Here is a 21,859-nt window from a genome sequence, read left to right on the forward strand (position 1 = left end):
GCATTGCCATGCCTGACCTGTTTGATGCTTACCCGCTGAGTGCGGGGACCTATCACGAGATGCTCGAAGGCCAAGGCGCCGTGCGTGGCCATTGGCAACCGCTGTGCGCCTACCTGCAGCGCAGCGGGCCGGCGCAACTGGCTCAACGCCAGGCCTCGTTGACCCGCCAGTTACGCGAGAACGGCATCACCTACAACGTTTATGCCGACCCCAAGGGCGCCGACCGGCCGTGGGAGCTGGACCTGTTGCCGCACCTGCTGCCGGCCGCCGAATGGCAGCAGCTGGCGGCCGGAGTTGAACAGCGCGCGCGTTTGCTCAATGCGGTGCTGGCCGATATCTACGGGCCGCAGCAGTTGATCCGTGAAGGCCTGCTGCCGGCCGAGCTGGTCTATGGCCATAACAATTTTCTCTGGCCCTGCCAGGGTATCGCCGCGCCGGAAGGGACTTACCTGCATATCTACGCCGTGGACCTTGCTCGCGCCCCGGACGGTCGCTGGTGGGTAACCGCCGACCGTACCCAGGCGCCGTCGGGTGCAGGTTTCGCGCTGGAAAACCGCACCATCGTCTCGCGGGCCTTGCCCGAGCTCTACCGCGATCTGCAAGTGCAGCACCTGTCCGGGTTTTTCCGCACCCTGCAACAGACCCTGGCGCGTCTGGCGCCAAGCGACAAGGACGCGCCGCTGGTGGTGCTGCTGACTCCGGGGCGCTTTAACGAGAGCTATTTCGAGCACCTGTACCTGGCTCGGCAACTGGGTTATCCACTGGTCGAGGGCAGCGACCTGACCGTGCGCGACGCCACGGTGTACCTCAAGACTTTGAGCGGCTTGCGTCGGGTGCACGCGATCATGCGCCGCCTGGACGATGACTTCTGCGACCCGCTGGAGCTGCGCACCGATTCGGCCCTGGGCGTGCCCGGTTTGCTTGATGCGGTGCGCCAGGGCCGGGTGCTGGTGGCCAATGCACTGGGTAGCGGGGTGCTGGAATCGCCTGGCCTGCTCGGCTTTTTGCCCGCGATCAACCAGCGTTTTTTTGCTGAAGACCTGAGCCTGCCGTCGATTGCCACCTGGTGGTGTGGTGAGCCTCCGGTGATGGCCCGCGCCCTGGAGCAGTTGCCCATGTTGGTGGTCAGGCCGGCGTTTCCCTCGCAGAGTTTCAGCCCGGTGTTCGGTCGCGACCTCGACCCGGCCCAACGCCAGGCCTTGGCCGAGCGCATCCAGGCCCGGCCCTATGCCTACGTGGCCCAGGCGTTGGCGCAGTTGTCCCAGGCGCCGGTGTGGCAGGCCGAACAGGGCCAGTTGCAGGCGCGGGCCATTGGCATGCGCGTGTACGCGGTGGCCACGGCCGAGGGGTATCGGGTGTTGCCCGGTGGCCTGACCCGGGTCGCGGCCCAGGCCGATGCCGAAGTGGTGTCGATGCAGCGCGGCGGCGCCAGCAAGGACACTTGGGTACTTGGCGAGGCGGCACCACAGGGTGAACAGTGGCGGGCCCAGCGCACTATCGGTGTGGCCGAATTGATCCGTCAGGACCCTTACCTGCCATCGCGCGTGGTAGAGAACCTGTTCTGGTTCGGACGCTACTGCGAGCGTTGCGATGCCAGTGCGCGTTTGCTGCGGATCATCCTAACCCGTTACCTGGACGGCGACGATCCGCTGGCCTTGCAAGCAGCGGTGGAGCTGGCCGATGAGTTGTCGCTGCTGCCGGAGGAGGGCGACTTGCCCGGGCGCTTGCGCGCGGCGCTGGATGATGCGGACTGGGCGTTCAGCCTGCGCGCCAACCTGCTGCGCCTGCAGTGGGCGGCGTCGCAGGTGCGCGGCAAGCTCTCACGGGAGAACTGGCAGGCGCTGGTCGAGCTGCAGCGGGAGGCGCAATGCCTGGAGGATGGCGAGGCGGATTTCGGCGAACGGGTGGATGTTCTCAACCGCCTGGTGATGTCGCTGGCGGCGCTCTCGGGGTTTGCCCTGGACGATATGACCCGCGACGAGGGCTGGCGCTTTTTGATGCTTGGCCGGCGCATCGAGCGTCTGCAATCGCTGTGCAGTAGCCTGGCGGCGTTTCTGCGCGGGCCGGCGGTGTACGATCAAGCCGGGCTTGAATGGTTGCTGGAGCTGGGCAACAGCAGCATCACTTATCGCTCGCGTTATCTGGCCGTTGCGCAACTGATCCCGGTGCTCGATCTGTTGTTGCTCGATGAACAAAACCCCCACGCGGTGCTGTTCCAGCTCAAGCTGCTGGTGCGTGCCAACCAGCGCTTGAGCGAAGAGTTCGACAGCCCTCGCGATCCGGCCCTGGCCCTGCTGGCTGAGCAATTGCGCCACTTCGACCTGCGCAGCCTGGAGCATCCACTGTTCGGCAACGCCAGCGTGCAGGCGGTGTTGGCCGGGCTGGCTGATCTGCTGCAAGCGGTCACCATCGCCAGTGGCGAGCTCTCCGAGCGCCTGGCCCTACGCCATTTCGCTCATGTCGATGATGTCAGCCAACAGACGGTGTCGCTGTGATGAGTGCCCGCTACCAGATCGTTCACGACACCCACTACCGCTACGACAGCCCGGTGTCCCTGGCCCAGCAGCTGGCGCACCTGTGGCCGCGGCCTTGTGCCTGGCAACGCTGTACGGCCCAGGCCCTGCAGGTCAGCCCGCAGCCGACCCAGCGCCGTGATGACTGGGATGTGTTCGGCAACCCGCTGACCCGCCTGGCATTCGAGCGCCAGCATGAGCAGTTGCGGGTGGTGGCGCGTTTGCAAATCGAAGTGCTGGAGCGGGCCGCGCCGGACTTTGCCGCGGCGCCCGCGTGGGAGCAGGTACGCGATGCCCTGACCTATGCCAATCAGCCGCTTTCGAGCGCGGCTCTGGAAGCCTGTCGCTACCGCTTCGAGTCACCTTATGTGCGGCTCAAGCAGCGCTTCGTTGCCTTCAGCGAGTCCTGTTTTCAACCCGGGCAGGCATTGCTGGCGGGCGTGCAGGCGCTGATGGAGAAGATTTTTACTGAGTTCACCTTCGACGCCGACGCTACCCAGGTCGCCACGCCGCTGGTGGAGGTGCTGGAGCGCCGTCGTGGGGTGTGCCAGGACTTTGCCCACCTGATGCTCGCCTGTCTGCGTTCGCGTGGGCTGGCGGCGCGCTATGTCAGCGGCTACCTGCTGACCCGTCCGCCACCCGGCCAGCCACGGCTGATTGGTGCCGATGCCTCGCATGCGTGGGTTTCGGTGTTTTGCCCGGGGCAGGGCTGGATCGATTTCGACCCCACCAACAACCTGCGCCCGGCGCTGGAGCACATCACCCTGGCCTGGGGCCGGGACTTTTCCGATGTGTCGCCGTTGCGCGGGGTGATCCTCGGTGGCGGCAGCCATGACCCGCAGGTGCAGGTCACGGTGATGCCGCTGGATGAAGCCGCTGCCTTGTAGGAGCGGGCTTGACCCGCGATAAGGCCCATCAGGTGTTGCCTGGATTGCGACCGCTACGCGCTCGATCGCGGGTCAAGCCCGCTCCCACAGTCAGTCAGGCTTTTTGTCGACCCACTTGGGCAGGACCGGGGCTTCGAAGCTGTCCATGGCGTCGAGCAGCTCGGCGGGCGAGTCGGCCAGTTGCAGCATGGCGCGGTGTTGCGGGCGTACGAAGCCCTCTTCCACCACATGGTCGAGAAAGCTGCCCAGCTTGCTGTAGAAGCCGTTGACGTCGAGCAGGCCCAGCGGCTTGGCGTGGTAGCCCAATTGGCCCCAGGTCCAGACTTCGAACAGTTCTTCCAGGGTTCCCAGGCCGCCCGGGAGGGCGACGAAGGCGTCGCTCAGTTCAGCCATGCGTGCCTTGCGCGCGTGCATGCCGTCGACCACTTCCAGGCGGGTCAGGCCGGTGTGGCCGATCTCGGCGTTTTTCAGCGCTTCGGGGATGATGCCGATCACCTCGCCGCCCGCAGCCATGGCCGCATCGGCAACGATACCCATCAAGCCCACGGCGCCACCGCCGTAGACCAGGGTCAGGCCGCGCTCGGCGATGGCCTGGCCGAGGGCGATGGCCGCCTCGCGGTAGGCCGGGTTGACGCCGGTGCTGGCGCCACAGAATACACAAACGGAACGTACGGGCATTGCTTCTCTCCGGTTACAAGCGTGCACAGAGTAAGGCGCTGGCCGCTCGCTTCCAAGCCCGCAGTGTTCACTCCGGCCGGGCAAACTCGCAGGAGGCGCCTGCAGCGCCGCAGGCGTAGGCGGCCAGAAGGCTGTTCAGGAAAGTACCAAAGGACATGATCATTTACTCCTAAATGAGAGGTTGTCTCATCCTCCCTCAAAGGTGCATGATGGGCACTTAGATTTCCTGTATACAATCCATAGAACAAATTCACTGCCTGGCTCTTCGGCCAGCGCTTGACCCACATCATGGGCCGGTCTTGCGGTTTCAGGCAGTCTTCAAACTGATAAAAACCCCTGCCATGGAGATTCACGATGTTTGCCAAAGTTGTAGCAGTATCCTTGCTGACCCTCGCCAGCACTCAGGTATTTGCCGCTGAGTGCAAGGCGACGATCGACTCCACCGACCAGATGTCCTTCAACACCAAGGCCATCGAAATCGACAAGAGCTGCAAGACCTTCACCGTCGAGCTGACCCACTCCGGTTCGTTGCCGAAGAACGTCATGGGCCACAACCTGGTGATCAGCAAAGAAGCTGACATGCAGCCAATCGCCACCGACGGCCTGGCGGCTGGCATCGACAAGAGCTACCTGAAAGAAGGCGACGCGCGCGTGATCGCCCATACCAAGATCATTGGCGCTGGCGAGAAGGATTCGCTGACCATCGACGTGTCCAAGCTCAAGGCAGACGAGAAGTACGGCTTCTTCTGCTCGTTCCCTGGCCACATCTCGATGATGAAAGGCACTGTTACCCTGAAGTAATTGCCCTGGGGCTGCTTTGCAGCCCATCGCCGGCAACGCCGGCTCCCACACCGATTACTGCGGGAGCCGGCGTTGCCGGCGATTCAATCAGCGCCTCAAGGCGCGAACGGCATCTCGCGCTTGTGCTGGGTCTTGCGGTACGTGGCGCTGATGATGTCGAAGGCTTCCTGGCTCACCGGCTCGCCATGCAGGAACGCATCGATCTGCGCATAGGTCACCCCGTGGGATGCTTCGTCCGGCTTGCCGGGCGCCAGGTCTTCCAGGTCCGCCGTCGGGACCTTTTCCACCAATGAGTGCGGCGCGCCAAAGCTGCGCGCGATGGCCCGTACCTGGTTCTTCACCAGGCCGCTGAGCGGTGCCAGGTCGCAGGAACCATCACCAAACTTGGTAAAGAAGCCCATCACCGCTTCGGCGGCGTGGTCGGTGCCGATCACCAGGCCCTGACGGGCGCCGGCGATGGTGTACTGAGCAACCATGCGCATGCGCGCCTTGGTATTGCCGACGACAAAGTCGACCATTGCCGGCGTGCCGTTCTCCAGGGCCTCGACCTCGGCTGCCAGGGCCCGCACGGCCGGGGCGATGTCGACGGTGTGCACCTCGTCTGCCTTGATCACCTCCAGGCAGGCCTGGGCATCGTGCTCGTCGTGCTGCAGTTGGTAGGGCAGGCGCACGGCGATGAAGCGGTACTGCTCGTCACCGGTCTCGCGGCGCAGTTCGTTGATCGCCCGTTGCGCCATCAGCGCCGCGGTCAACGAGTCGACGCCGCCGCTGATGCCCAGCACCAGGGTCTTGAGCCGTGCGTTGCTCAGGCAGGTCTTGATGAACGCCACGCGCCGGGCGACTTCGGCGTCGAGCGCGGCGCTGTCGGTAAACGGCGGCTGGACCTTGAGCGCTTGCGCAATCTCTCGCTGGACGGCTTGCATGAATTACTCCTTGGACACTTTGAAGACGTGGCGCAGGTAGGCGACGAAGTTTTCGTCGCGGCATTGGGTCTTGGCCGCCTCATCGGAAATCTTGGCGACGGGCTGGCCGTTACAGTCGGTCATTTTAAGCACGATGCTCATCGGCGCCACCCCGGGCAGGTCGCAGGTGAGGTTGGTGCCGATGCCGAAGCTGACGTTGATCCGTCCGCGCAGGGCACGGAAGATCTCCAGCGACTTGGTCAGGTTCAGGCCGTCGGAGAACACCAGGGTCTTGGTCATCGGGTCGATCCCCAGCTTGCGGTAGTGGGCGATGGCCTTTTCCGCCCACTGCACCGGGTCGCCCGAGTCATGGCGCAGGCCGTCGAACAGCTTGGCAAAGTACAGGTCGAAATCGCTCAGGAAGGCATCCATGGTGATGCAGTCGGTCAGGGCGATGCCAAGCAGCCCGCGGTATTCGCGCACCCAGCAATCGAGCGCGGCGATCTGGCTGTCGATCAGCCGCGGCCCCAGTTGTTGATGGGCCATGATCCATTCATGGGCCATGGTCCCCAAGGGCTTGATATCCAGTTTCCGTGCCAGGTGCACGTTACTGGTGCCGACAAAGCGCGCCGGGAAATCTTCCTTGAGCACCCGTACTACTTCTTCCTGAACCTTGTAGGAGAAGCGTCGGCGGGTGCCGAAGTCGGCGACCTGCAACTCGGCCAGCTCGTCGCTGCTGGCATTGGCCTTGAGCCAGTCGAACTTGCGGTACAGCTGGTCGCGTGCGTCGCTGAGCTTTGCCTGCGGATGACGATGGCGGTTGCGTACTTCGCTGATGATCGCAAGCAAAGGCACTTCAAACAGGATCACGTGCAGCCAGGGCCCGCGCAGGCGCAGGTACAGCTGATCGTTCTCCACCCCCAGTTGCAGGTAGCGCAGGTTGAAACGGAACAGCCCGAGAAAGCGCAAGAAGTCCGGCTTCATGAAGCTGATCTGCTCAAGAAAACCCAACTGGCCATTACCCAGGCTCAGTTCGCACAGTTGCTCGATCTGTTCGCGGATCTGCGCCAGATAAGGGCGCAGGTCTTCACCATTGCGGCAGCGGAACTCCCATTCAACGTCGACGTTGGGGTAGTTGTGCAGCACGGCCTGCATCATGGTCAGCTTGTAGAAATCGGTGTCGAGCAGGTTCTGCACGATGCGATCGGCAAATGCACTCTCGCTCATAAAGGGCTCCAAAGGGGGCGCACGCCATCACCAGCCGCGACGACGCACAGACCTGCGCATTGTGCCAGCCTTTATCGCTGCGGGGGCAGGCCAGGCCTGGGGTAATTCAGTAGCAGGCTACAGGTAGCGGCGCTTTTAGCGCTCAGCGGCTAGCCTGTAATGGTGCCCGCTGTAGCAGTCGCGCACCAAGGATGTGCAGTTCGGTTACGCATCCTGTTACAGGCCGGTTGCACGTAACCACAACCAAGGGTTGCAATGATGGCACTTCGCGGTTGCTCTTTTTTGCTGGAACGGGTGGCGCTTGCCGTGAGGCAGACGGTTGCACGACCAATAAAAAAAGGCCGCGAATCCTTGCACTGCAACTTGTTCACGAGTTTTTCCAGAATAAAAAACCACTGGCACGGCGCTTGCTCAGAGCAATTGCTGAAAGTTGTAGTGCCAACCAAAAAAAACTCCAGGAGCACCACCTCATGTCGCAGACGTTTTACAAGAAAGGCTTTCTGGCCCTTGCCGTGGCTACGGCGCTGGGCGTTTCTTCGTATGTTCAGGCCGACATCAAGATCGGCGTAGCAGGCCCGATGACCGGTGCCAACGCAGCGTTTGGCGAGCAGTACATGAAAGGTGCACAGGCGGCGGCCGACAAGATCAACGCCGCAGGCGGTGTCAACGGCGAGAAGATTCAGCTGGTCAAGGGTGACGATGCCTGCGAGCCGAAGCAGGCCGTGGCCGTGGCCAACCGCCTGGTTGATCAGGAAAAGGTCGTCGGTGTGGTCGGGCACTTCTGCTCGTCCAATACCATCCCCGCTTCGGAGGTGTACGACGAAGCCGGTGTCATCGCCATCACCCCGGGTTCGACCAACCCGCAAGTTACCGAACGCGGCCTGACCGGCATGTTCCGCATGTGCGGGCGTGATGACCAGCAGGGCATCGTCGCCGGCGACTACATCGTCGATGTGCTCAAGGGCAAGAAGGTCGTGGTCCTGCACGACAAGGACACCTACGGCCAGGGCCTGGCCGATGCGACCAAGGCTCAACTGGTCAAACGCGGCGTGACACCAGTGCTGTATGAAGGCCTGACCCGTGGCGAGAAGGACTTCAGCGCTGTGGTCACCAAGATCCGCGGAACCGGTGCCGACGTCGTCTACTTCGGTGGCCTGCACCCGGAAGCCGGCCCACTGGTCCGGCAACTGCGTGAGGCGGGTCTGAAAGACGTCAAGTTCATGTCCGACGACGGCATCGTCACTGACGAACTGGTCGCCACCGCTGGCGGCCCGCAGTACGTCGATGGCGTGTACATGACCTTCGGCGCCGACCCGCGCCTGCTGCCAGACAGCAAGGCAGTGGTTGAAGAGTTCCGCAAAGGCGGCACCGAACCTGAAGGCTACACCCTGTATGCCTACGCCTCGGTTCAGGCCCTGGCCGCCGCCTTCAACGGCGCCAAGTCGAACAAGGGCGAAGACGCTGCCAAGTGGCTCAAGGCCAACCCGGTGCAAACCGTGATGGGTGAGAAGAAGTGGGACAGCAAGGGTGACCTGACGGTCTCCGACTACGTGGTCTACCAGTGGGACAAGGACGGCAAGTATCACCAACTGGAAAAACAAAAATAACAACGGTAGGCGACCCGGGCCTGTGCCCGGGTCGCTGCCCGGTTTTGCGCCGTACCTGTCTTTTCTCGTAGATCTGCACAACCCTGCGCTGCGAGAGCCGCTTCATCCAGGGCTCACCGTAGTCGGCGCTTGTGCAATCTCAAATACGTGAGATTGCGTTATGGATGGTATTTTCCTGCAGCAACTGGTCAATGGGCTGACCCTCGGGTCTGTCTATGGCCTGATCGCCATCGGCTACACAATGGTCTATGGCATCATCGGCATGATCAACTTCGCGCACGGCGAGGTGTATATGATTTCCGCGTATCTGGCGGCAATCAGCCTGGCATTGCTGGCGTATTTCGGTATCGAATCCTTCCCCTTGCTGATGCTCGGGACGCTGATCTTCACGGTGGTGGTCACTGGAGTCTACGGCTGGACCATCGAACGCATTGCCTACAAACCCCTGCGCAACTCCACCCGCCTGGCACCGCTGATCAGTGCCATCGGTATCTCGCTGATCCTGCAGAACTATGCGCAGATCAGCCAGGGCGCACGCCAGCAAGGCGTACCGACCCTGCTCGAAGGCGCCTGGCGCGTCGAGGTGGGCACCGGTTTCGTCCAACTGACCTACACCAAGATCTTCATCCTGGTGGCTGCCTTCGTCGGCATGGCCGCACTCACCTACATCATCAAGTTCACCAAGCTTGGGCGCATGTGCCGGGCCACCCAGCAGGATCGCAAGATGGCCTCGATCCTGGGTATCAACACCGACCGGGTGATCTCCTATGTGTTCGTCATCGGTGCGGTAATGGCGGCCCTGGCCGGCGTACTGATCACCATGAACTACGGCACCTTCGACTTCTATGCCGGCTTCATCATCGGCATCAAGGCCTTCACCGCCGCGGTGCTCGGTGGCATCGGCTCGTTACCGGGCGCCATGCTCGGCGGGATCATCCTCGGTATTTCCGAGTCGCTGTTCTCCGGGCTGATCAACTCCGACTACAAAGACGTGTTCAGTTTCTCGCTGCTGGTGCTGATCCTGATCTTCCGTCCCCAAGGCCTGCTGGGTCGCCCACTCGTGGCGAAGGTGTAAGTATGTCTGCTGCCAAAACAACTACATTCGATATCAAGCGCAGCCTGATCGATGCGATTCTCGCCGGGCTGATTTCCCTGATCGTGTTCGGGCCCATCGTCGGCGTGGTGCTCGACGGCTACAGTTTCAACCTGGAACCCACCCGTGTTGCCTGGCTGGTGGCCGGGGTGATGGCCGGGCGCTTTATCCTCAGCCTGTTCCTGCAGACGCCCAAGGGCCAGTCGATCCTCCAGGGCTTCGAGGGCAGTGGTTCCGGCGTGCACGTGCTGGCGCCGGACTACAAGTCGCGGCTGCGCTGGATCATCCCGGCACTGATCGTGATTGCCATCGTCTTTCCGTTCTTCGCCAACAAGTACTTGCTCACCGTGGTCATCCTCGGCCTGATCTACGTGCTGCTGGGCCTGGGCCTGAACATCGTGGTCGGTCTGGCGGGGCTGCTCGACCTGGGCTACGTGGCCTTCTATGCCATCGGCGCCTATGGCCTGGCGCTGGGTTACCAGTACCTGGGGCTGGGCTTCTGGACCGTGTTGCCGCTGGCGGCGCTGGCCGCGGCGCTGGCCGGGTGCATATTGGGCTTCCCGGTGCTGAGGATGCATGGTGACTACCTGGCCATCGTGACGCTGGGCTTTGGTGAAATCATCCGTCTGGTGCTCAACAACTGGCTGTCGTTCACCGGTGGTCCCAACGGCATGCCGGTGCCTTCGCCAACCTTCATGGGCCTGGAGTTTGGCCGGCGGGCCAAGGACGGCGGGGTGCCGTTCCACGAGTTCTTCGGCGTTGATTACAACCCCAACCTGAAATTCCTGTTCATTTACATCGTGCTGTTCCTGGTGGTGCTGGCGGTGCTGTACATCAAGCACCGTTTGACCCGCATGCCGGTCGGTCGCGCCTGGGAAGCGCTGCGCGAAGACGAGATCGCTTGCCGTTCCATGGGCTTGAACCATGTGCTGGTGAAACTCTCGGCCTTCACTCTCGGCGCCTCCACCGCCGGCCTTGCCGGGGTGTTTTTTGCCAGCTACCAGGGCTTCGTCAACCCGTCGTCGTTCACCTTCTTCGAGTCGGCGCTGATCCTCGCCATCGTTGTGCTCGGCGGCATGGGCTCGACGGTCGGTGTGGTGATCGCGGCGTTCGTGCTGACCGTGGCGCCCGAGCTGCTGCGCAGTTTCTCCGAGTACCGGGTGCTGCTGTTCGGCGTGCTGATGGTGCTGATGATGATCTGGAGACCGCGCGGCCTGATTCGCATCAGCCGTACCGGTGTAGTCCCGCGTAAAGGAGTAGCGCCATGAGCGATGAGGTGATTCTCTCGGTCGACAACCTGATGATGCAGTTTGGCGGGATCAAGGCGCTCAGTGACGTCAGCCTGAAGGTCAAGCGCAACTCCATCTTCGCCCTGATCGGCCCCAACGGTGCGGGTAAGACTACGGTGTTCAACTGCCTGACCGGCTTCTACAAAGCCAGTGGCGGCAACATCGAACTGAACCTGCGCGGCACCCGCACCAACGTGATCCAGCTGTTGGGCGAGCGCTTCCGGCTGGGCGATTTCGTCTCGCCCAAGCGCTTCATCAACCGCCTGCACTACAAGATGTTCGGCGGCACCCACCTGGTCAACCGCGCGGGCCTGGCGCGGACTTTCCAGAATATTCGCCTGTTTCGGGAAATGTCGGTGGTCGAGAACCTGCTGGTAGCCCAGCACATGTGGGTCAACCGCAACCTGTTGGCTGGCGTGCTCAACACCAAGGGCTACCGCAAGGCCGAAAGCGATGCCCTGGACCATGCCTTCTACTGGCTGGAAGTGGTCGACCTGGTCGACTGTGCCAACCGCCTGGCCGGTGAGCTGTCGTACGGGCAGCAACGTCGCCTGGAGATTGCCCGGGCCATGTGCACGCGCCCGCAAATCATTTGCCTGGACGAACCGGCCGCCGGCCTCAACCCGCAGGAAACCGAAGCGCTGAGCAAGATGATCCGTGTACTGCGCGACGAGCATGACCTGACCGTGGTGCTGATCGAGCACGACATGGGCATGGTCATGAGTATTTCCGACCATATCGTGGTGCTCGACCACGGCAAACTGATCGCCGAAGGCGCGCCACAGGACATCCGTCACAACCCGACGGTGATTGCCGCTTACCTGGGCGCCGATGAAGAGGAACTGGTATGAGTACAGCGATCCTCGAACTGAAAGAGATCGACGTGTTTTACGGGCCGATCCAGGCCCTGAAAAAAGTCTCGCTGCACATCGATGAAGGTGAAACGGTGAGCCTGATCGGCTCCAACGGTGCCGGCAAGTCGACCCTGCTGATGTCGATCTTTGGCCAGCCGCGGGCGGCGGCCGGGCAGATCGTCTACCGTGGCACCGACATTACCCACAAGTCTTCGCACTATATCGCCTCCAACGGCATCGCCCAGTCGCCGGAAGGCCGGCGGGTTTTCCCCGACATGTCGGTGGAAGAGAACCTGATGATGGGCACCATCCCCATTGGCGACACGTTCGCCAGCGAGGACATGCAGCGCATGTTCGAGCTGTTCCCACGGCTCAAGGAGCGGCGCAACCAGCGCGCCATGACCATGTCCGGCGGCGAGCAGCAAATGCTCGCCATCGCCCGGGCGCTGATGAGCCGTCCCAAGTTGCTGCTGCTCGATGAGCCGTCGCTGGGCCTGGCGCCGATCGTGGTCAAGCAGATCTTCGCCACCTTGCGCGAGCTGGCGCAGACCGGCATGACCATCTTCCTGGTGGAGCAGAACGCCAACCATGCGCTGAAGCTCTCGGACCGCGCGTATGTGATGGTCAACGGCCATATCCGCATGACTGGCACTGGCCAGGAGCTGTTGGTCAACGAGGAGGTGCGTAACGCTTATCTGGGCGGGCACTGATCTGTAGCTGGAAAAAGCGCCCCGCCTGACGGGGCGTCTTTTTTTGTCCACAGTTTTGTGGAAAACCTTGCGGTAACGTTCTTTTGGGCGCGACAGAAAGTCGCTTTAACTGGCTGTTTTATCAGCTTTTGAGTTGTCCACCATTGGTGTGGAAGCGACTGTGGGTAACTTGGGTGCAGCTTGCTGTAGGCCTTTATTTACAAGGCCTTCAGGCTTGTGGTTGTTTTTTGATCAGGTTTTTTTCCGGCGTTCGCATCAGGGTTTGTCAAGTGTTTTGTCCTTAGTGCAAATAGCGATTAACGGGCTCCAAATGCCTGTGGATAACTCTGTGGGCAAGCCTTGGAAAGATCGACGTACACAGCGTAGTTACAGGCCTGGAGCCATCATGGAAATCCGCGCCGTGAGCGCGCGCCACGGCCCTGAGGTCAAGGCCAGCGCCCAAGGTCAAGGAAAATACTTGCGCAAGGCCCGGATTACATGGCTTTCAGGGTTTTCAAGTTGCCCCCGGATTTTGTGGAAGGGCTTGTGGATAAGATGAGCAAAGTTTGCCGCAGGCCTTCTATACCGGGCCTTTCCAAGGTTTGATCGATTTTTGTACAGTAAACCGAATGGCTTGCTGCCGGATGCGATGGTGGGCATGCTGAAAACCCTGTGATCAGCCTCATCAAGGAGACCCGCATGACCTCTACCGTTTTCATCACTGGCGCAACATCCGGCTTCGGTGAAGCCTGCGCCCGTCGTTTTGCTGAAGCCGGCTGGTCGCTGGTGCTCACCGGTCGCCGTCAGGAGCGCCTGCAAGCGCTGTGCGCCGAGCTGTCCCAGCTGACCGAAGTGCACGGCCTGGTACTTGATGTGCGTGACCGCAAGGCCATGGAAGAAGCCATCGCCAACCTGCCGCCGTCGTTCGCCAAGCTGCGCGGGCTGATCAACAACGCCGGCCTGGCCCTGGGCGCGGACCCGGCGCCCAAGTGTGACCTGGATGACTGGGAAACCATGGTCGACACCAACATCAAGGGCCTGATGTACAGCACCCGCCTGCTGCTGCCACGGCTGATCGCCCATGGCCGTGGTGCGACCATCCTCAACGTCGGCTCGGTGGCCGGTAACTATCCGTACCCGGGTAGCCACGTGTATGGCGGCACCAAGGCGTTCGTCGGGCAGTTCTCGTTGAGCCTGCGCTGCGACCTGCAGGGCACTGGCGTGCGGGTGAGCAACATCGAGCCGGGCCTGTGCGAGAGCGAGTTCTCGCTGGTGCGTTTCGGTGGCGACCAGGCGCGTTACGACGCCACCTATGCCGGGGCCGAGCCAATCCAGCCGCAGGATATCGCCGAGACCATCTTCTGGATCATGAACCAGCCGGCGCACATCAACATCAACAGCCTTGAGCTGATGCCGGTCAGTCAGGCGTGGGCGGGTTTCTCTATCGATCGTTCGGGCAAGGCGTGAGGGCCTAATCGCTGGCAAGCCAGCTCCCACAGGACGTTCAGGCCACCAGGGCCGTTGTGGGAGCCGGTCTTGCCGGCGATAGCGTCAGACCTGACGCTGCAAGCCTTCCAGGCACGTCGCCAGATGGTAAGGCGTAGTCGATGGCATATCGAAGCGGCTGACCTTGCCACTGGCATCCCGGCACTCATACCAGCCACCGGCATGCAGGAAGTTCTGTTGCAGCGCCTTGAGCTGGGCCAGCACCGTGGCGGCGCTCTCCGGGCGCAAGGTCAGGGCGCGCAGGTATTCAGCCTGGGCCCAGATGCGCTGGGTAGCGTCGCGCACCTGGCCATCGGCGCTGAGCATTGCCAGCACCGCGGTGTCCTTCACCCCGCATTGCTCGGCATAGGTGAATGCCCGGCTGAGCGACCCATGCAACTCACCACCGCGTAGCCGCGGCGAAGACTCCAGCAAGTAGAACCATTCGAACTGGTGACCCGGTTCGAACCAGTTATCCACAGCGCCGCGCGGTTTTTCCAGCATCACCCCGTGATCGGGATCGATGAAGTGCATCTGCATGGCCGCTGCCAGGGTTTCCAGCGCGTGTTGAACGGCTTCATCGTCACGCACAGCCAGGGTGGCAAGGAAGGCTTCGGCCAGGTGCATCAGCGGGTTTTGCAGCGGGCCGCTGGCCAGGTCCGACCAATCTTCGCCAAGGCTCGCCTCGTACAGGCCGTCATCGCGGGCGAACTGCACGGCCACCACTTCCAGTGCGGCATTGAGGGTCGATTCGACCAGTGGCTCGCGAACCTTGCCCCAGTAATGCGCGCAGGCGAAGACGATAAAGGCGTGGGTGTAGAGGTCCTTGCGCCGGTCCAGCGGCTTGCCCTGGGCATCGATACTGTAGAACCAGCCGCCGTGTTCGGCATCATGGAAGTGCCGCTGCAACGAGCGAAACAGAGCCGCGGCGCGCTCGCTGGCGCCGGGCTGCTCGATGCGGCTGCTGAACAGGTACAGCTGGCGCGCGCAGGCCATGGCCCGGTAGCGCTGCGCAGGCAATGGCTGCTGCTGCGAGTCGAGGGCTTCGAAGGGCAGGGCCATCTCTGCGTTCCAGCCCGGGCCTTGCCACAGCGGCACGATGCGCTGGGCAAAGTGCGCCTGGACCTCGGCGAGCAGGGCGGGCAGTTGAGGCTGGGCAGTACGAAGGTCGGGCATGGAGAAAGTTCGTCGCGGTCAGTGCGTTTGCGCGCAATGGTAGCAGGAAACGGCGGGGACTTTGCCGGCCTCATCGCTGGCTGTAGGAGCGGGCTTGCCCCGCGATGAGGCCAGTACAACCAGCACAACAGACAGCCTACAGGGTGCTGAGCCCCTGCCAGTGCTTGGCGCCGACAAAGATGAAGCGCAGCTGCTGGGTGATTTTTTCCTGGGCGCTGATTGGCACGGCGGTATTGTCGCTCGGCTCATCGATCAGTTCCGGCAGGGTGGCGAACACGGTTTTCACCACCAGGTCGGCCATCACCGCCAGGGCTGCGGCGTCCAGGTGCTGCCAACGCGGCATACGCGCAAGGTCGGTAGCCAGGTCCGAGCTGATGCCTTGACGCAAGGTACCGATGGCCTGGCGCACCGGTTGCGAACCGCCATATTGCTCGCGGGCCAGGAACAGAAACTGGGCGCGGTTGGCCGCTACCACATCGAGAAAGATCCGCACCGAGGCGTCGGTGATGCCGCCGAGCTCGAATTCGTTCTGGCGTACCAGGCGGATGGTCTGGCGAAAGGTTTCGCCGACTTCATTGACCAGGGCCAGGCCCAGTTGGTCCATGTCGGAGAAATGCCGGTAAAAGCCGGTCGGGACGATACCTGCGGTTTTCGCCACTTCGCGCAGGCTGATGCTGCCGAAACCTCGACCGCTTTCCATCAGGTGGCGGGCGGCATCCAGCAGGGCGTGGCGGGTCTGTTGCTTTTGTTCGGCGCGCGGCAGCATGGCAAGTATCGGCAGGCAGTGAAACAGCCCTGCACTCTAATAGGCTGGCGCCGGAAAAACAAAGCCCGGTCAATGGACCGGGCTGGGAGGGGAGCCGCTACAGTATTGGTGAGTCTTGTTGTCTGGCATAGGCTTCAGCTCGCGCGTTGGATTTCGATCAGGCGATCAGCGCCACCTTCTGCGACCTCGAAGCGTGCTTTCAGACGGTCAGAACCACCTTCGGCTACTTTGTAATACTGTTTCAGGCGATCAGAGCCACCCTCGGCAACTTTGACCCGGTCATTCAGGCGATCGGCGCCGCCTTCAGCGACACGGTTGTTACGCTCCAGTACGCGATCGGAACCGCCTTCAGCGACACGGTTGTTGCGTTCCAGTACGCGATCCGAACCGCCTTCAGCCAGCGGGTTCAGTGGCTGCGAAATCACCGTCGAGCTCGAGCGCGATTCGGCGCTCAGGGCTTGGTCGGCGGCGGGAACGGCAAAGGCGTTGGCGGCCAGAATGGACAGGGACAGGCTCAGCAGTAATTGGCGTTTCATGATTCGGTGCTCCTCGGCGGGGCTGGAAAGTGGGTACGGAGCCAATGCTACGCCGGGACACGCCAGATAAAAGTTCATAAAGATAATGGTAACAATCAACGGAATTGATGTTTTACCGCGACCGCTCTAGCTAGCTGGTTACGGCGCGATGAGCAGCGCTGCTGAGGCCGTTGGCGGGGCTGGCGGATGGGGTAACGATCAACAAAAGTTGAGAGAGAGGTCAGAAAAAACCTCGATATCATGGCTGATCCATTAAACCCCTCGGCTTTTCATCAGTCCGAAGAGATAAGTGCCATCAACGCGCCCGCTTTTTGCCATGCAGTCATCAGGAGAATCGTGCAATGACGCGCCCCGCCAAACTCATCACCTGGACCCTCGCCAGCCTGCTGCTGGTCCTGGCCGTACTGGTGATCGTCATCGCCACGTTCGACTGGAACCGGGTCAAGCCCACCCTCAATGCCAAGGTCTCCGAAGCGCTGCACCGGCCCTTCGCTATCAACGGTAACCTGACGGTGCGCTGGCAGCGCGAGCTGGAGCAGGGTGGTTGGCGCGCCTGGTTGCCATGGCCGCATTTCATCGCCGAAGACCTGACCCTGGGCAACCCGGACTGGCTCAAGGAGCCACAGATGGTCGGCCTCAAGCGCGTCGAGTTCCGCCTGGCGCCGCTGCCGCTGCTGGTGCAGCGGATCGTCATTCCGCGCATCGACCTCAACCAGCCGACCGCCAGCCTCAAGCGTCTGGCCGACGGTCGTGCCAACTGGACCTTCGACTTCGGCCCCAAGGATGAGCAGGCCCAACCATCGGAGTGGGTGCTGGACATCGGCGCCATCGGCTTCGACAAGGGCCAGGTCAGTGTTGATGACCAGACATTGAAAACCCGTCTGGACGTACTGATCGACCCGCTGGGCAAACCGATTCCGTTCAGCGACATCGTCGGCAAGGCTTCAGCGCAGAAGGCCGGCAGTGCCCAGGACTACGCCTTCGGCCTCATGGTCAAGGGTCGCTATAAAGGCCAGACATTGGCCGGTACCGGCAAGATCGGCGGTTTGCTGGCCCTGCAGGACGCCTCGCAGCCGTTCCCACTGCAGGCAGACATGGCCATTGGTGATACCCGCATCGCCGTCGCTGGCACCCTGACCGACCCGCGCAACCTCGGTGCCCTCGACCTGCGCCTGCGGCTGTCGGGCGCGAGCCTCGGTAACCTGTATCCGCTGACCGGCGTGACCCTGCCTGATTCGCCGCCCTACGCCACCGACGGTCATCTGACCGCCAAGCTGCATGAACCGGGCGGCGCGGTATTTCGCTATGAAGGCTTCAATGGCAAGATCGGCGACAGCGATATCCATGGCGACCTGGCGTTCGTCGCCAGCCAACCGAGGCCCAAGCTGACCGGCAAGCTGGTGTCCAACCAGTTGTTATTCAAGGACCTGGCGCCGCTGATCGGCGCTGACTCCAACGCCCAGCAGAAAGCCCGCGGCGGTGCCAGCAAGCAACCGGCGGGCAAGGTGTTGCCGGTCGAGGAGTTTCGTACCGAACGCTGGCGGACCATGGACGCCGACGTGATCTTCAGCGGCAAACGCATCGTGCACAGTGCCGAGTTGCCGTTCACTGACCTGTCCAGCCACTTCGTCCTCGATGACGGTGTGCTGCGCCTGGAGCCGCTGCGCTTTGGCATCGCCGGCGGCAAGCTCGACGCCCAGGTGCGCCTCGATGGCCGCAGCGTGCCGCTGCAGGGCAGGGCGCAATTGAGTGCGCGCAACTTCAAGCTCAAGCAACTGTTCCCGACCTTCGAGCCGATGAAGACCAGCTTCGGCGAGATCAATGGCGACGCCGACATCAGCGGGCGCGGCAACTCGGTCGCGGCCTTGCTGGCCACCGCCAATGGCGACCTGAAAATGCTCATCAACGATGGTGCGATCAGCCGCGGACTGATGGAGATCGCCGGGCTCAACGTCGGCAACTACGTGGTCGGCAAGCTGTTTGGCGACAAGGAAGTGAAGATCAACTGCGCGGCGGCCGATTTCGGTATCAAGGATGGCCTGGCCACGACCCGGGTGTTCGTCTTCGACACCGAGAACGCGATCATCTACATCGATGGCACGGCCAACTTTGCCAGCGAGCAGCTGGACCTGAAGATTAACCCCGAGTCCAAGGGCGTGCGCCTGTTCTCGTTGCGCTCGCCGCTGTATGTGCGCGGGCCGTTTGCCAAGCCCAGTGCTGGCGTGCAGGCGCTGCCGCTAGCGCTGCGGGGGGCGGGGATGGTGGCGTTGGGCGTGGTTGCCGGCCCGGCAGCCGGTTTGCTGGCGTTGATTGCGCCAAGTGGCGATGTACCCAACCAGTGCACGCCGTTGCTGGAGCAGATGAAGGCTGGCAAGGCACCGCGGGCGGTGAAGGCGGGGTAATTGTGAGGGGCGGGGCCGCTTCGCGGCCCTTTGGCGGGAGGTGATCAGAGGCCTTGCAGCAAATCCGCCATGTCGTCGGCGTGCTCTTCTTCCTGGGCCAGGATGTCTTCGAAGATGCGCCGGGTGGTCGGGTCGCTCTCGCCGATGTACTGGATGATCTCGCGGTAGCTGTCGATGGCGATCCGCTCGGCGATCAGGTCTTCCAGGACCATTTCCTTGAGGTTGCTGCCGGCGACGTACTGGGCATGGGAGTTCTTGCTCAGGTTGTCCGGGTTCAGGTCCGGTTCGCCGCCCAGCTGGACAATGCGCTCGGCCAGCTTGTCGGCGTGCTCCAGCTCCTGGGTGGCGTGCTCGAGGAACTCGTCGGCGGCGACACTGGCCTTGATCCCGCTGGCCATGTAGTAGTGGCGCTTGTAGCGCAGGGCGCAGACCCACTCGGTGGCCAGCGACTCGTTGAGCAGGCGCAGGATTTTCTCCCGGTCGGCGCTGTAGCCCTCGGTCACCGCGCCCTGCTCGACATGCTGGCGGGCGCGTTCACGCAAGGTTTTAACATCGGTCAGTTCAACGTTGCTCATCATCATCTCCAGGCTGAAAATGGATAGATCTTCACGCTCTGTCGGCGCGCTGGTTACTTAAGCTGTGAGTCCCCGGCAGGCGGAAAAGTTTTATAGCTTGGCCTTGGCCTTCTCGACGGCATCGTCATCGACCTGGCGTTGTTCGCAGGTCTTGAAGCCCTTGGCGTCGACATGGCCAGTGGCATCGAAGCGTACGTAGTAGGCCTGCTGCTTGCCGTCACGGTTGAGGATGTAATTGTTGCAGGTGCCGCCGTGGGGCAGGTCGATCACCGTCGACGGGCTGCCGCCAATGGCGATCACCCGCTGCATGGTCATGCCGTTCTCGACCTGTTTGACCAGCGGTTCCTCGTGGTAGGTGACGTAGTCCACCGGGTTCTCAGGACGGCTGCCGCAAGCGGCCAGGGTGGCGGTGGTCAGCAGAATGGCCAGGGTATGTTTGTACATGGTTGAGCTCCTTGCTGAGGGTCTATTGGCTTGGAACCCCAGCGAGCGGCGGGAGTTCGATTGCGATTGCCATCGAATTGCCTGTAGGGTTGGCCGACTGTCCACGGAACGGGGAATGCAGCCATGGCCCAAGGGCTCGCCACGCGTTATCCACTGGTGTTGGTGCCGGGCATGCTCGGGTTTGTTCGCTTGCTGTTGTATCCCTACTGGTTCGGTATCGTTTCGGCGTTGCGCCGGGGCGGCGCCAAGGTGTTTGCCGTGCAGGTGTCAGCGCTCAACTCGAGTGAGGTGCGCGGCGAGCAGTTGCTGTTGATCATCGAAGGTATTCGCCAGCGTACAGGGGCCGACAAGGTCAACCTGCTGGGCCACAGCCAGGGCGCCCTGACCGCGCGCTACGCTGCGGCCAAGCGGCCGGAATGGGTTGCCTCGGTTACCTCGATCGCCGGCCCCAACCATGGCTCGGAACTGGCCGATTACCTGCTCGAACACTACCCGGCCGATTCTGTTCGTGGCCGCCTGCTCACAGCACTGTTGCATGGCTTGGGGGTGTTGATGGGCTGGCTGGAGACTGGCTGGCGTGGGCCGAAACTGCCGATCGACGTGCACGCTTCGCACCACTCCCTGACCCGCGCCGGGGTGGCGTTGTTCAACCAGGCTTATCCACAGGGCCTGCCAACCACCTGGGGCGGTGAGGGCCCGGCCGAGGTCAATGGTGTGCGTTACTACTCCTGGTCCGGCACCCTGCAACCGGGGCGCACCGACCGCGGCCTCAACCGCCTGGACGGCAGCAACCGCTTTTGCCGCCTGTTCGCCCGCACGTTCGTGCGGGAAAAGGGCCAGTGTGACGGTATGGTCGGGCGCTTCAGTTCGCACCTGGGCCAGGTGATCGGTGATGACTATCCGCTCGATCACCTGGACATCGTCAACCAGTCGCTAGGGGCGGTGGGCAAGGGCGCGGAGCCGGTGCGGCTGTTCACCGAGCATGCCGCCAGGCTCAAGGCTGCGGGGCTATAGTCGCGCGGCGCAGGGGTGTTTTCCAGCGTTCGGCAAGGATCACCCCGACCAGGGTCAAGACCCCGCCCACCAGGTGATAAAGGGCCAGTTGCTCACCCAGCACCCCGGCGGCGATCACCGCCGTCACCGCTGGCAACAGGTTGAAGAACAGGGTCGTGCGGCTCGGGCCCAGGCGGCTGACCGCCTGCATCCAGGCCAGCGGCGCGATCATCGAGGCCAGAACGCAGGCATAGACCACCAGGCCGATGTTGCCCGCGCCCAGGCCGGTCTTTGCCGAGAACAGGAACAGCGGGAGCAATACGATGATCGCCACCAGCACCTGCAGGTACAGCAGTTGCAACGGCGGGATACGCAGCTGCCACCTTTTCAGCAGGGTGCTGTACACCGCGTAGGCCAGGGTGGCGATCAGCATCAGCGCATCGCCGCCGTTGACCCCGTGTTGCGCCAGCACCGCCAGATCGCCCGCCGACACCACCACCAGCACACCGATGAACGACACCAGCGCCCCGATCAGCGCGCCGATGGTCAGCCGCTGACCGAGGCTGATGATCGCCAGGGCCAGGGACATCAGCGGCATCAGCGAAAGGATGATGCCCATGTTGGTGGCGCTGGTGATGGCGGCGGCGAAGTAGGCCAGGCTCTGGTACACCGCCATGCCCAATACGCCGAGGATGAAGACCTTGCCCAGGTTCGGGCCAATGGCCGCCCAGTTGCGCAGCACCGGGCGCAGCAGGAACGGGGTGAACAACAGGCCTGCCAGCAGCCAGCGATAGAAGCCGATTTCGGCCGGGAAGATCGCCCCGGCAGACATCTTGGTGACCACGGTATTGCCGGCCCAGATGAAGATCGCCAGCAACGGAAACGCATAATTCATGAAACAGAAACTCTTGAGGGAACAGGCGGCCATTATCCGCTTGTCTG

General features: G+C 62.5%; 20 protein-coding genes. 11 read left to right on the top strand and 9 right to left on the bottom strand.

The window, feature by feature from the left end:
• Window positions 1-8 precede the first annotated feature (8 nt).
• Complete coding sequence (locus PspR32_RS02495; RefSeq protein ID WP_159388046.1) at window positions 9-2,495, top strand: circularly permuted type 2 ATP-grasp protein; 2,487 nt, start codon at window positions 9-11, stop codon at window positions 2,493-2,495.
• The gene (locus tag PspR32_RS02500; RefSeq protein ID WP_010221619.1) at window positions 2,495-3,400 is read left to right on the top strand and encodes a transglutaminase family protein; all 906 of its coding nucleotides are present in this window, start codon (window positions 2,495-2,497) and stop codon (window positions 3,398-3,400) included. The genes PspR32_RS02495 and PspR32_RS02500 overlap by 1 nt, the downstream gene beginning before the upstream one ends.
• A gap of 90 nt (window positions 3,401-3,490) precedes the next feature.
• Here PspR32_RS02500 and PspR32_RS02505 read toward each other — a convergent pair whose 3' ends face one another.
• Window positions 3,491-4,078 carry a TIGR00730 family Rossman fold protein gene (locus PspR32_RS02505; protein ID WP_010221620.1) on the bottom strand — a complete coding sequence of 196 codons (588 nt, stop codon included), beginning with the start codon at window positions 4,076-4,078 and terminating at the stop codon, window positions 3,491-3,493.
• A gap of 354 nt (window positions 4,079-4,432) precedes the next feature.
• On the opposite strand from PspR32_RS02505, the gene azu reads away from it, so the two are divergent.
• Window positions 4,433-4,879: an azurin gene (gene azu / locus PspR32_RS02510; RefSeq protein ID WP_010221621.1), complete on the top strand. Its 447-nt coding sequence runs from the start codon at window positions 4,433-4,435 to the stop codon at window positions 4,877-4,879.
• Between the two features lie 95 nt (window positions 4,880-4,974).
• Here the strand turns inward: azu and nadE are convergent, their stop codons facing one another.
• Window positions 4,975-5,802, bottom strand: a complete 828-nt coding sequence (nadE, locus tag PspR32_RS02515) for an ammonia-dependent NAD(+) synthetase (RefSeq protein ID WP_010221622.1) — start codon at window positions 5,800-5,802, stop codon at window positions 4,975-4,977.
• Window positions 5,803-5,805: 3 nt separating this feature from the next.
• Window positions 5,806-7,008 (bottom strand): nicotinate phosphoribosyltransferase, encoded by a 1,203-nt coding sequence (gene pncB / locus PspR32_RS02520; protein ID WP_010221623.1) that lies wholly within the window; start codon window positions 7,006-7,008, stop codon window positions 5,806-5,808.
• Between the two features lie 470 nt (window positions 7,009-7,478).
• Here pncB and PspR32_RS02525 point away from each other — a divergent pair, with 470 nt between their 5' ends.
• The 6 genes from PspR32_RS02525 to PspR32_RS02550 all read left to right on the top strand — a co-directional run bounded on the left by PspR32_RS02525 (window position 7,479) and on the right by PspR32_RS02550 (window position 14,007).
• Entirely contained in the window at window positions 7,479-8,615 is a 1,137-nt protein-coding gene (locus PspR32_RS02525) for a branched-chain amino acid ABC transporter substrate-binding protein (RefSeq protein WP_010221624.1), read from the top strand.
• Between the two features lie 160 nt (window positions 8,616-8,775).
• Window positions 8,776-9,690, top strand: coding sequence for an ABC transporter permease subunit (locus tag PspR32_RS02530; protein WP_010221625.1), 915 nt, complete (start codon window positions 8,776-8,778; stop codon window positions 9,688-9,690).
• Window positions 9,691-9,692: 2 nt separating this feature from the next.
• The gene (livM, locus tag PspR32_RS02535) at window positions 9,693-10,976 is read left to right on the top strand and encodes a high-affinity branched-chain amino acid ABC transporter permease LivM (RefSeq protein ID WP_010221626.1); all 1,284 of its coding nucleotides are present in this window, start codon (window positions 9,693-9,695) and stop codon (window positions 10,974-10,976) included.
• Window positions 10,973-11,848: an ABC transporter ATP-binding protein gene (locus PspR32_RS02540; protein WP_010221627.1), complete on the top strand. Its 876-nt coding sequence runs from the start codon at window positions 10,973-10,975 to the stop codon at window positions 11,846-11,848. The genes livM and PspR32_RS02540 overlap by 4 nt, the downstream gene beginning before the upstream one ends.
• Complete coding sequence (locus PspR32_RS02545; RefSeq protein WP_010221628.1) at window positions 11,845-12,561, top strand: ABC transporter ATP-binding protein; 717 nt, start codon at window positions 11,845-11,847, stop codon at window positions 12,559-12,561. Before PspR32_RS02540 ends, PspR32_RS02545 begins: the two co-directional genes overlap by 4 nt.
• 678 nt (window positions 12,562-13,239) lie before the next feature.
• Window positions 13,240-14,007 carry an SDR family oxidoreductase gene (locus PspR32_RS02550; protein ID WP_010221629.1) on the top strand — a complete coding sequence of 256 codons (768 nt, stop codon included), beginning with the start codon at window positions 13,240-13,242 and terminating at the stop codon, window positions 14,005-14,007.
• A gap of 84 nt (window positions 14,008-14,091) precedes the next feature.
• On the opposite strand, the gene PspR32_RS02555 is transcribed toward PspR32_RS02550, so the two are convergent.
• From PspR32_RS02555 to PspR32_RS02565, 3 genes are all read right to left on the bottom strand, one after another.
• Window positions 14,092-15,201, bottom strand: coding sequence for an AGE family epimerase/isomerase (locus tag PspR32_RS02555; RefSeq protein ID WP_036995515.1), 1,110 nt, complete (start codon window positions 15,199-15,201; stop codon window positions 14,092-14,094).
• A 136-nt stretch (window positions 15,202-15,337) separates the two neighbouring features.
• Window positions 15,338-15,967, bottom strand: a complete 630-nt coding sequence (locus tag PspR32_RS02560; protein WP_010221631.1) for a TetR family transcriptional regulator — start codon at window positions 15,965-15,967, stop codon at window positions 15,338-15,340.
• 134 nt (window positions 15,968-16,101) lie between these two features.
• Complete coding sequence (locus PspR32_RS02565; protein WP_010221632.1) at window positions 16,102-16,503, bottom strand: hypothetical protein; 402 nt, start codon at window positions 16,501-16,503, stop codon at window positions 16,102-16,104.
• Window positions 16,504-16,844: 341 nt separating this feature from the next.
• Between PspR32_RS02565 and PspR32_RS02570 the strand changes: the two genes are divergently transcribed.
• Window positions 16,845-18,905: an AsmA family protein gene (locus PspR32_RS02570; protein ID WP_159388047.1), complete on the top strand. Its 2,061-nt coding sequence runs from the start codon at window positions 16,845-16,847 to the stop codon at window positions 18,903-18,905.
• Window positions 18,906-18,949: 44 nt separating this feature from the next.
• Here PspR32_RS02570 and PspR32_RS02575 read toward each other — a convergent pair whose 3' ends face one another.
• Both PspR32_RS02575 and osmE read right to left on the bottom strand, forming a co-directional pair.
• Window positions 18,950-19,480, bottom strand: coding sequence for a ferritin-like domain-containing protein (locus PspR32_RS02575; protein ID WP_010221634.1), 531 nt, complete (start codon window positions 19,478-19,480; stop codon window positions 18,950-18,952).
• Window positions 19,481-19,570: 90 nt separating this feature from the next.
• Window positions 19,571-19,924: an osmotically-inducible lipoprotein OsmE gene (gene osmE / locus PspR32_RS02580; protein WP_010221636.1), complete on the bottom strand. Its 354-nt coding sequence runs from the start codon at window positions 19,922-19,924 to the stop codon at window positions 19,571-19,573.
• A gap of 123 nt (window positions 19,925-20,047) precedes the next feature.
• Between osmE and PspR32_RS02585 the strand changes: the two genes are divergently transcribed.
• Window positions 20,048-20,938, top strand: a complete 891-nt coding sequence (locus PspR32_RS02585) for a lipase family alpha/beta hydrolase (RefSeq protein WP_100782904.1) — start codon at window positions 20,048-20,050, stop codon at window positions 20,936-20,938.
• Here the strand turns inward: PspR32_RS02585 and PspR32_RS02590 are convergent.
• Window positions 20,919-21,812 (bottom strand): DMT family transporter, encoded by an 894-nt coding sequence (locus tag PspR32_RS02590; protein ID WP_159388048.1) that lies wholly within the window; start codon window positions 21,810-21,812, stop codon window positions 20,919-20,921. The genes PspR32_RS02585 and PspR32_RS02590 overlap by 20 nt on opposite strands.
• Window positions 21,813-21,859 lie beyond the last annotated feature (47 nt).

This window comes from Pseudomonas sp. R32, assembly GCF_009866705.1.
In the GTDB taxonomy this organism is placed as follows: domain Bacteria; phylum Pseudomonadota; class Gammaproteobacteria; order Pseudomonadales; family Pseudomonadaceae; genus Aquipseudomonas; species Aquipseudomonas donghuensis.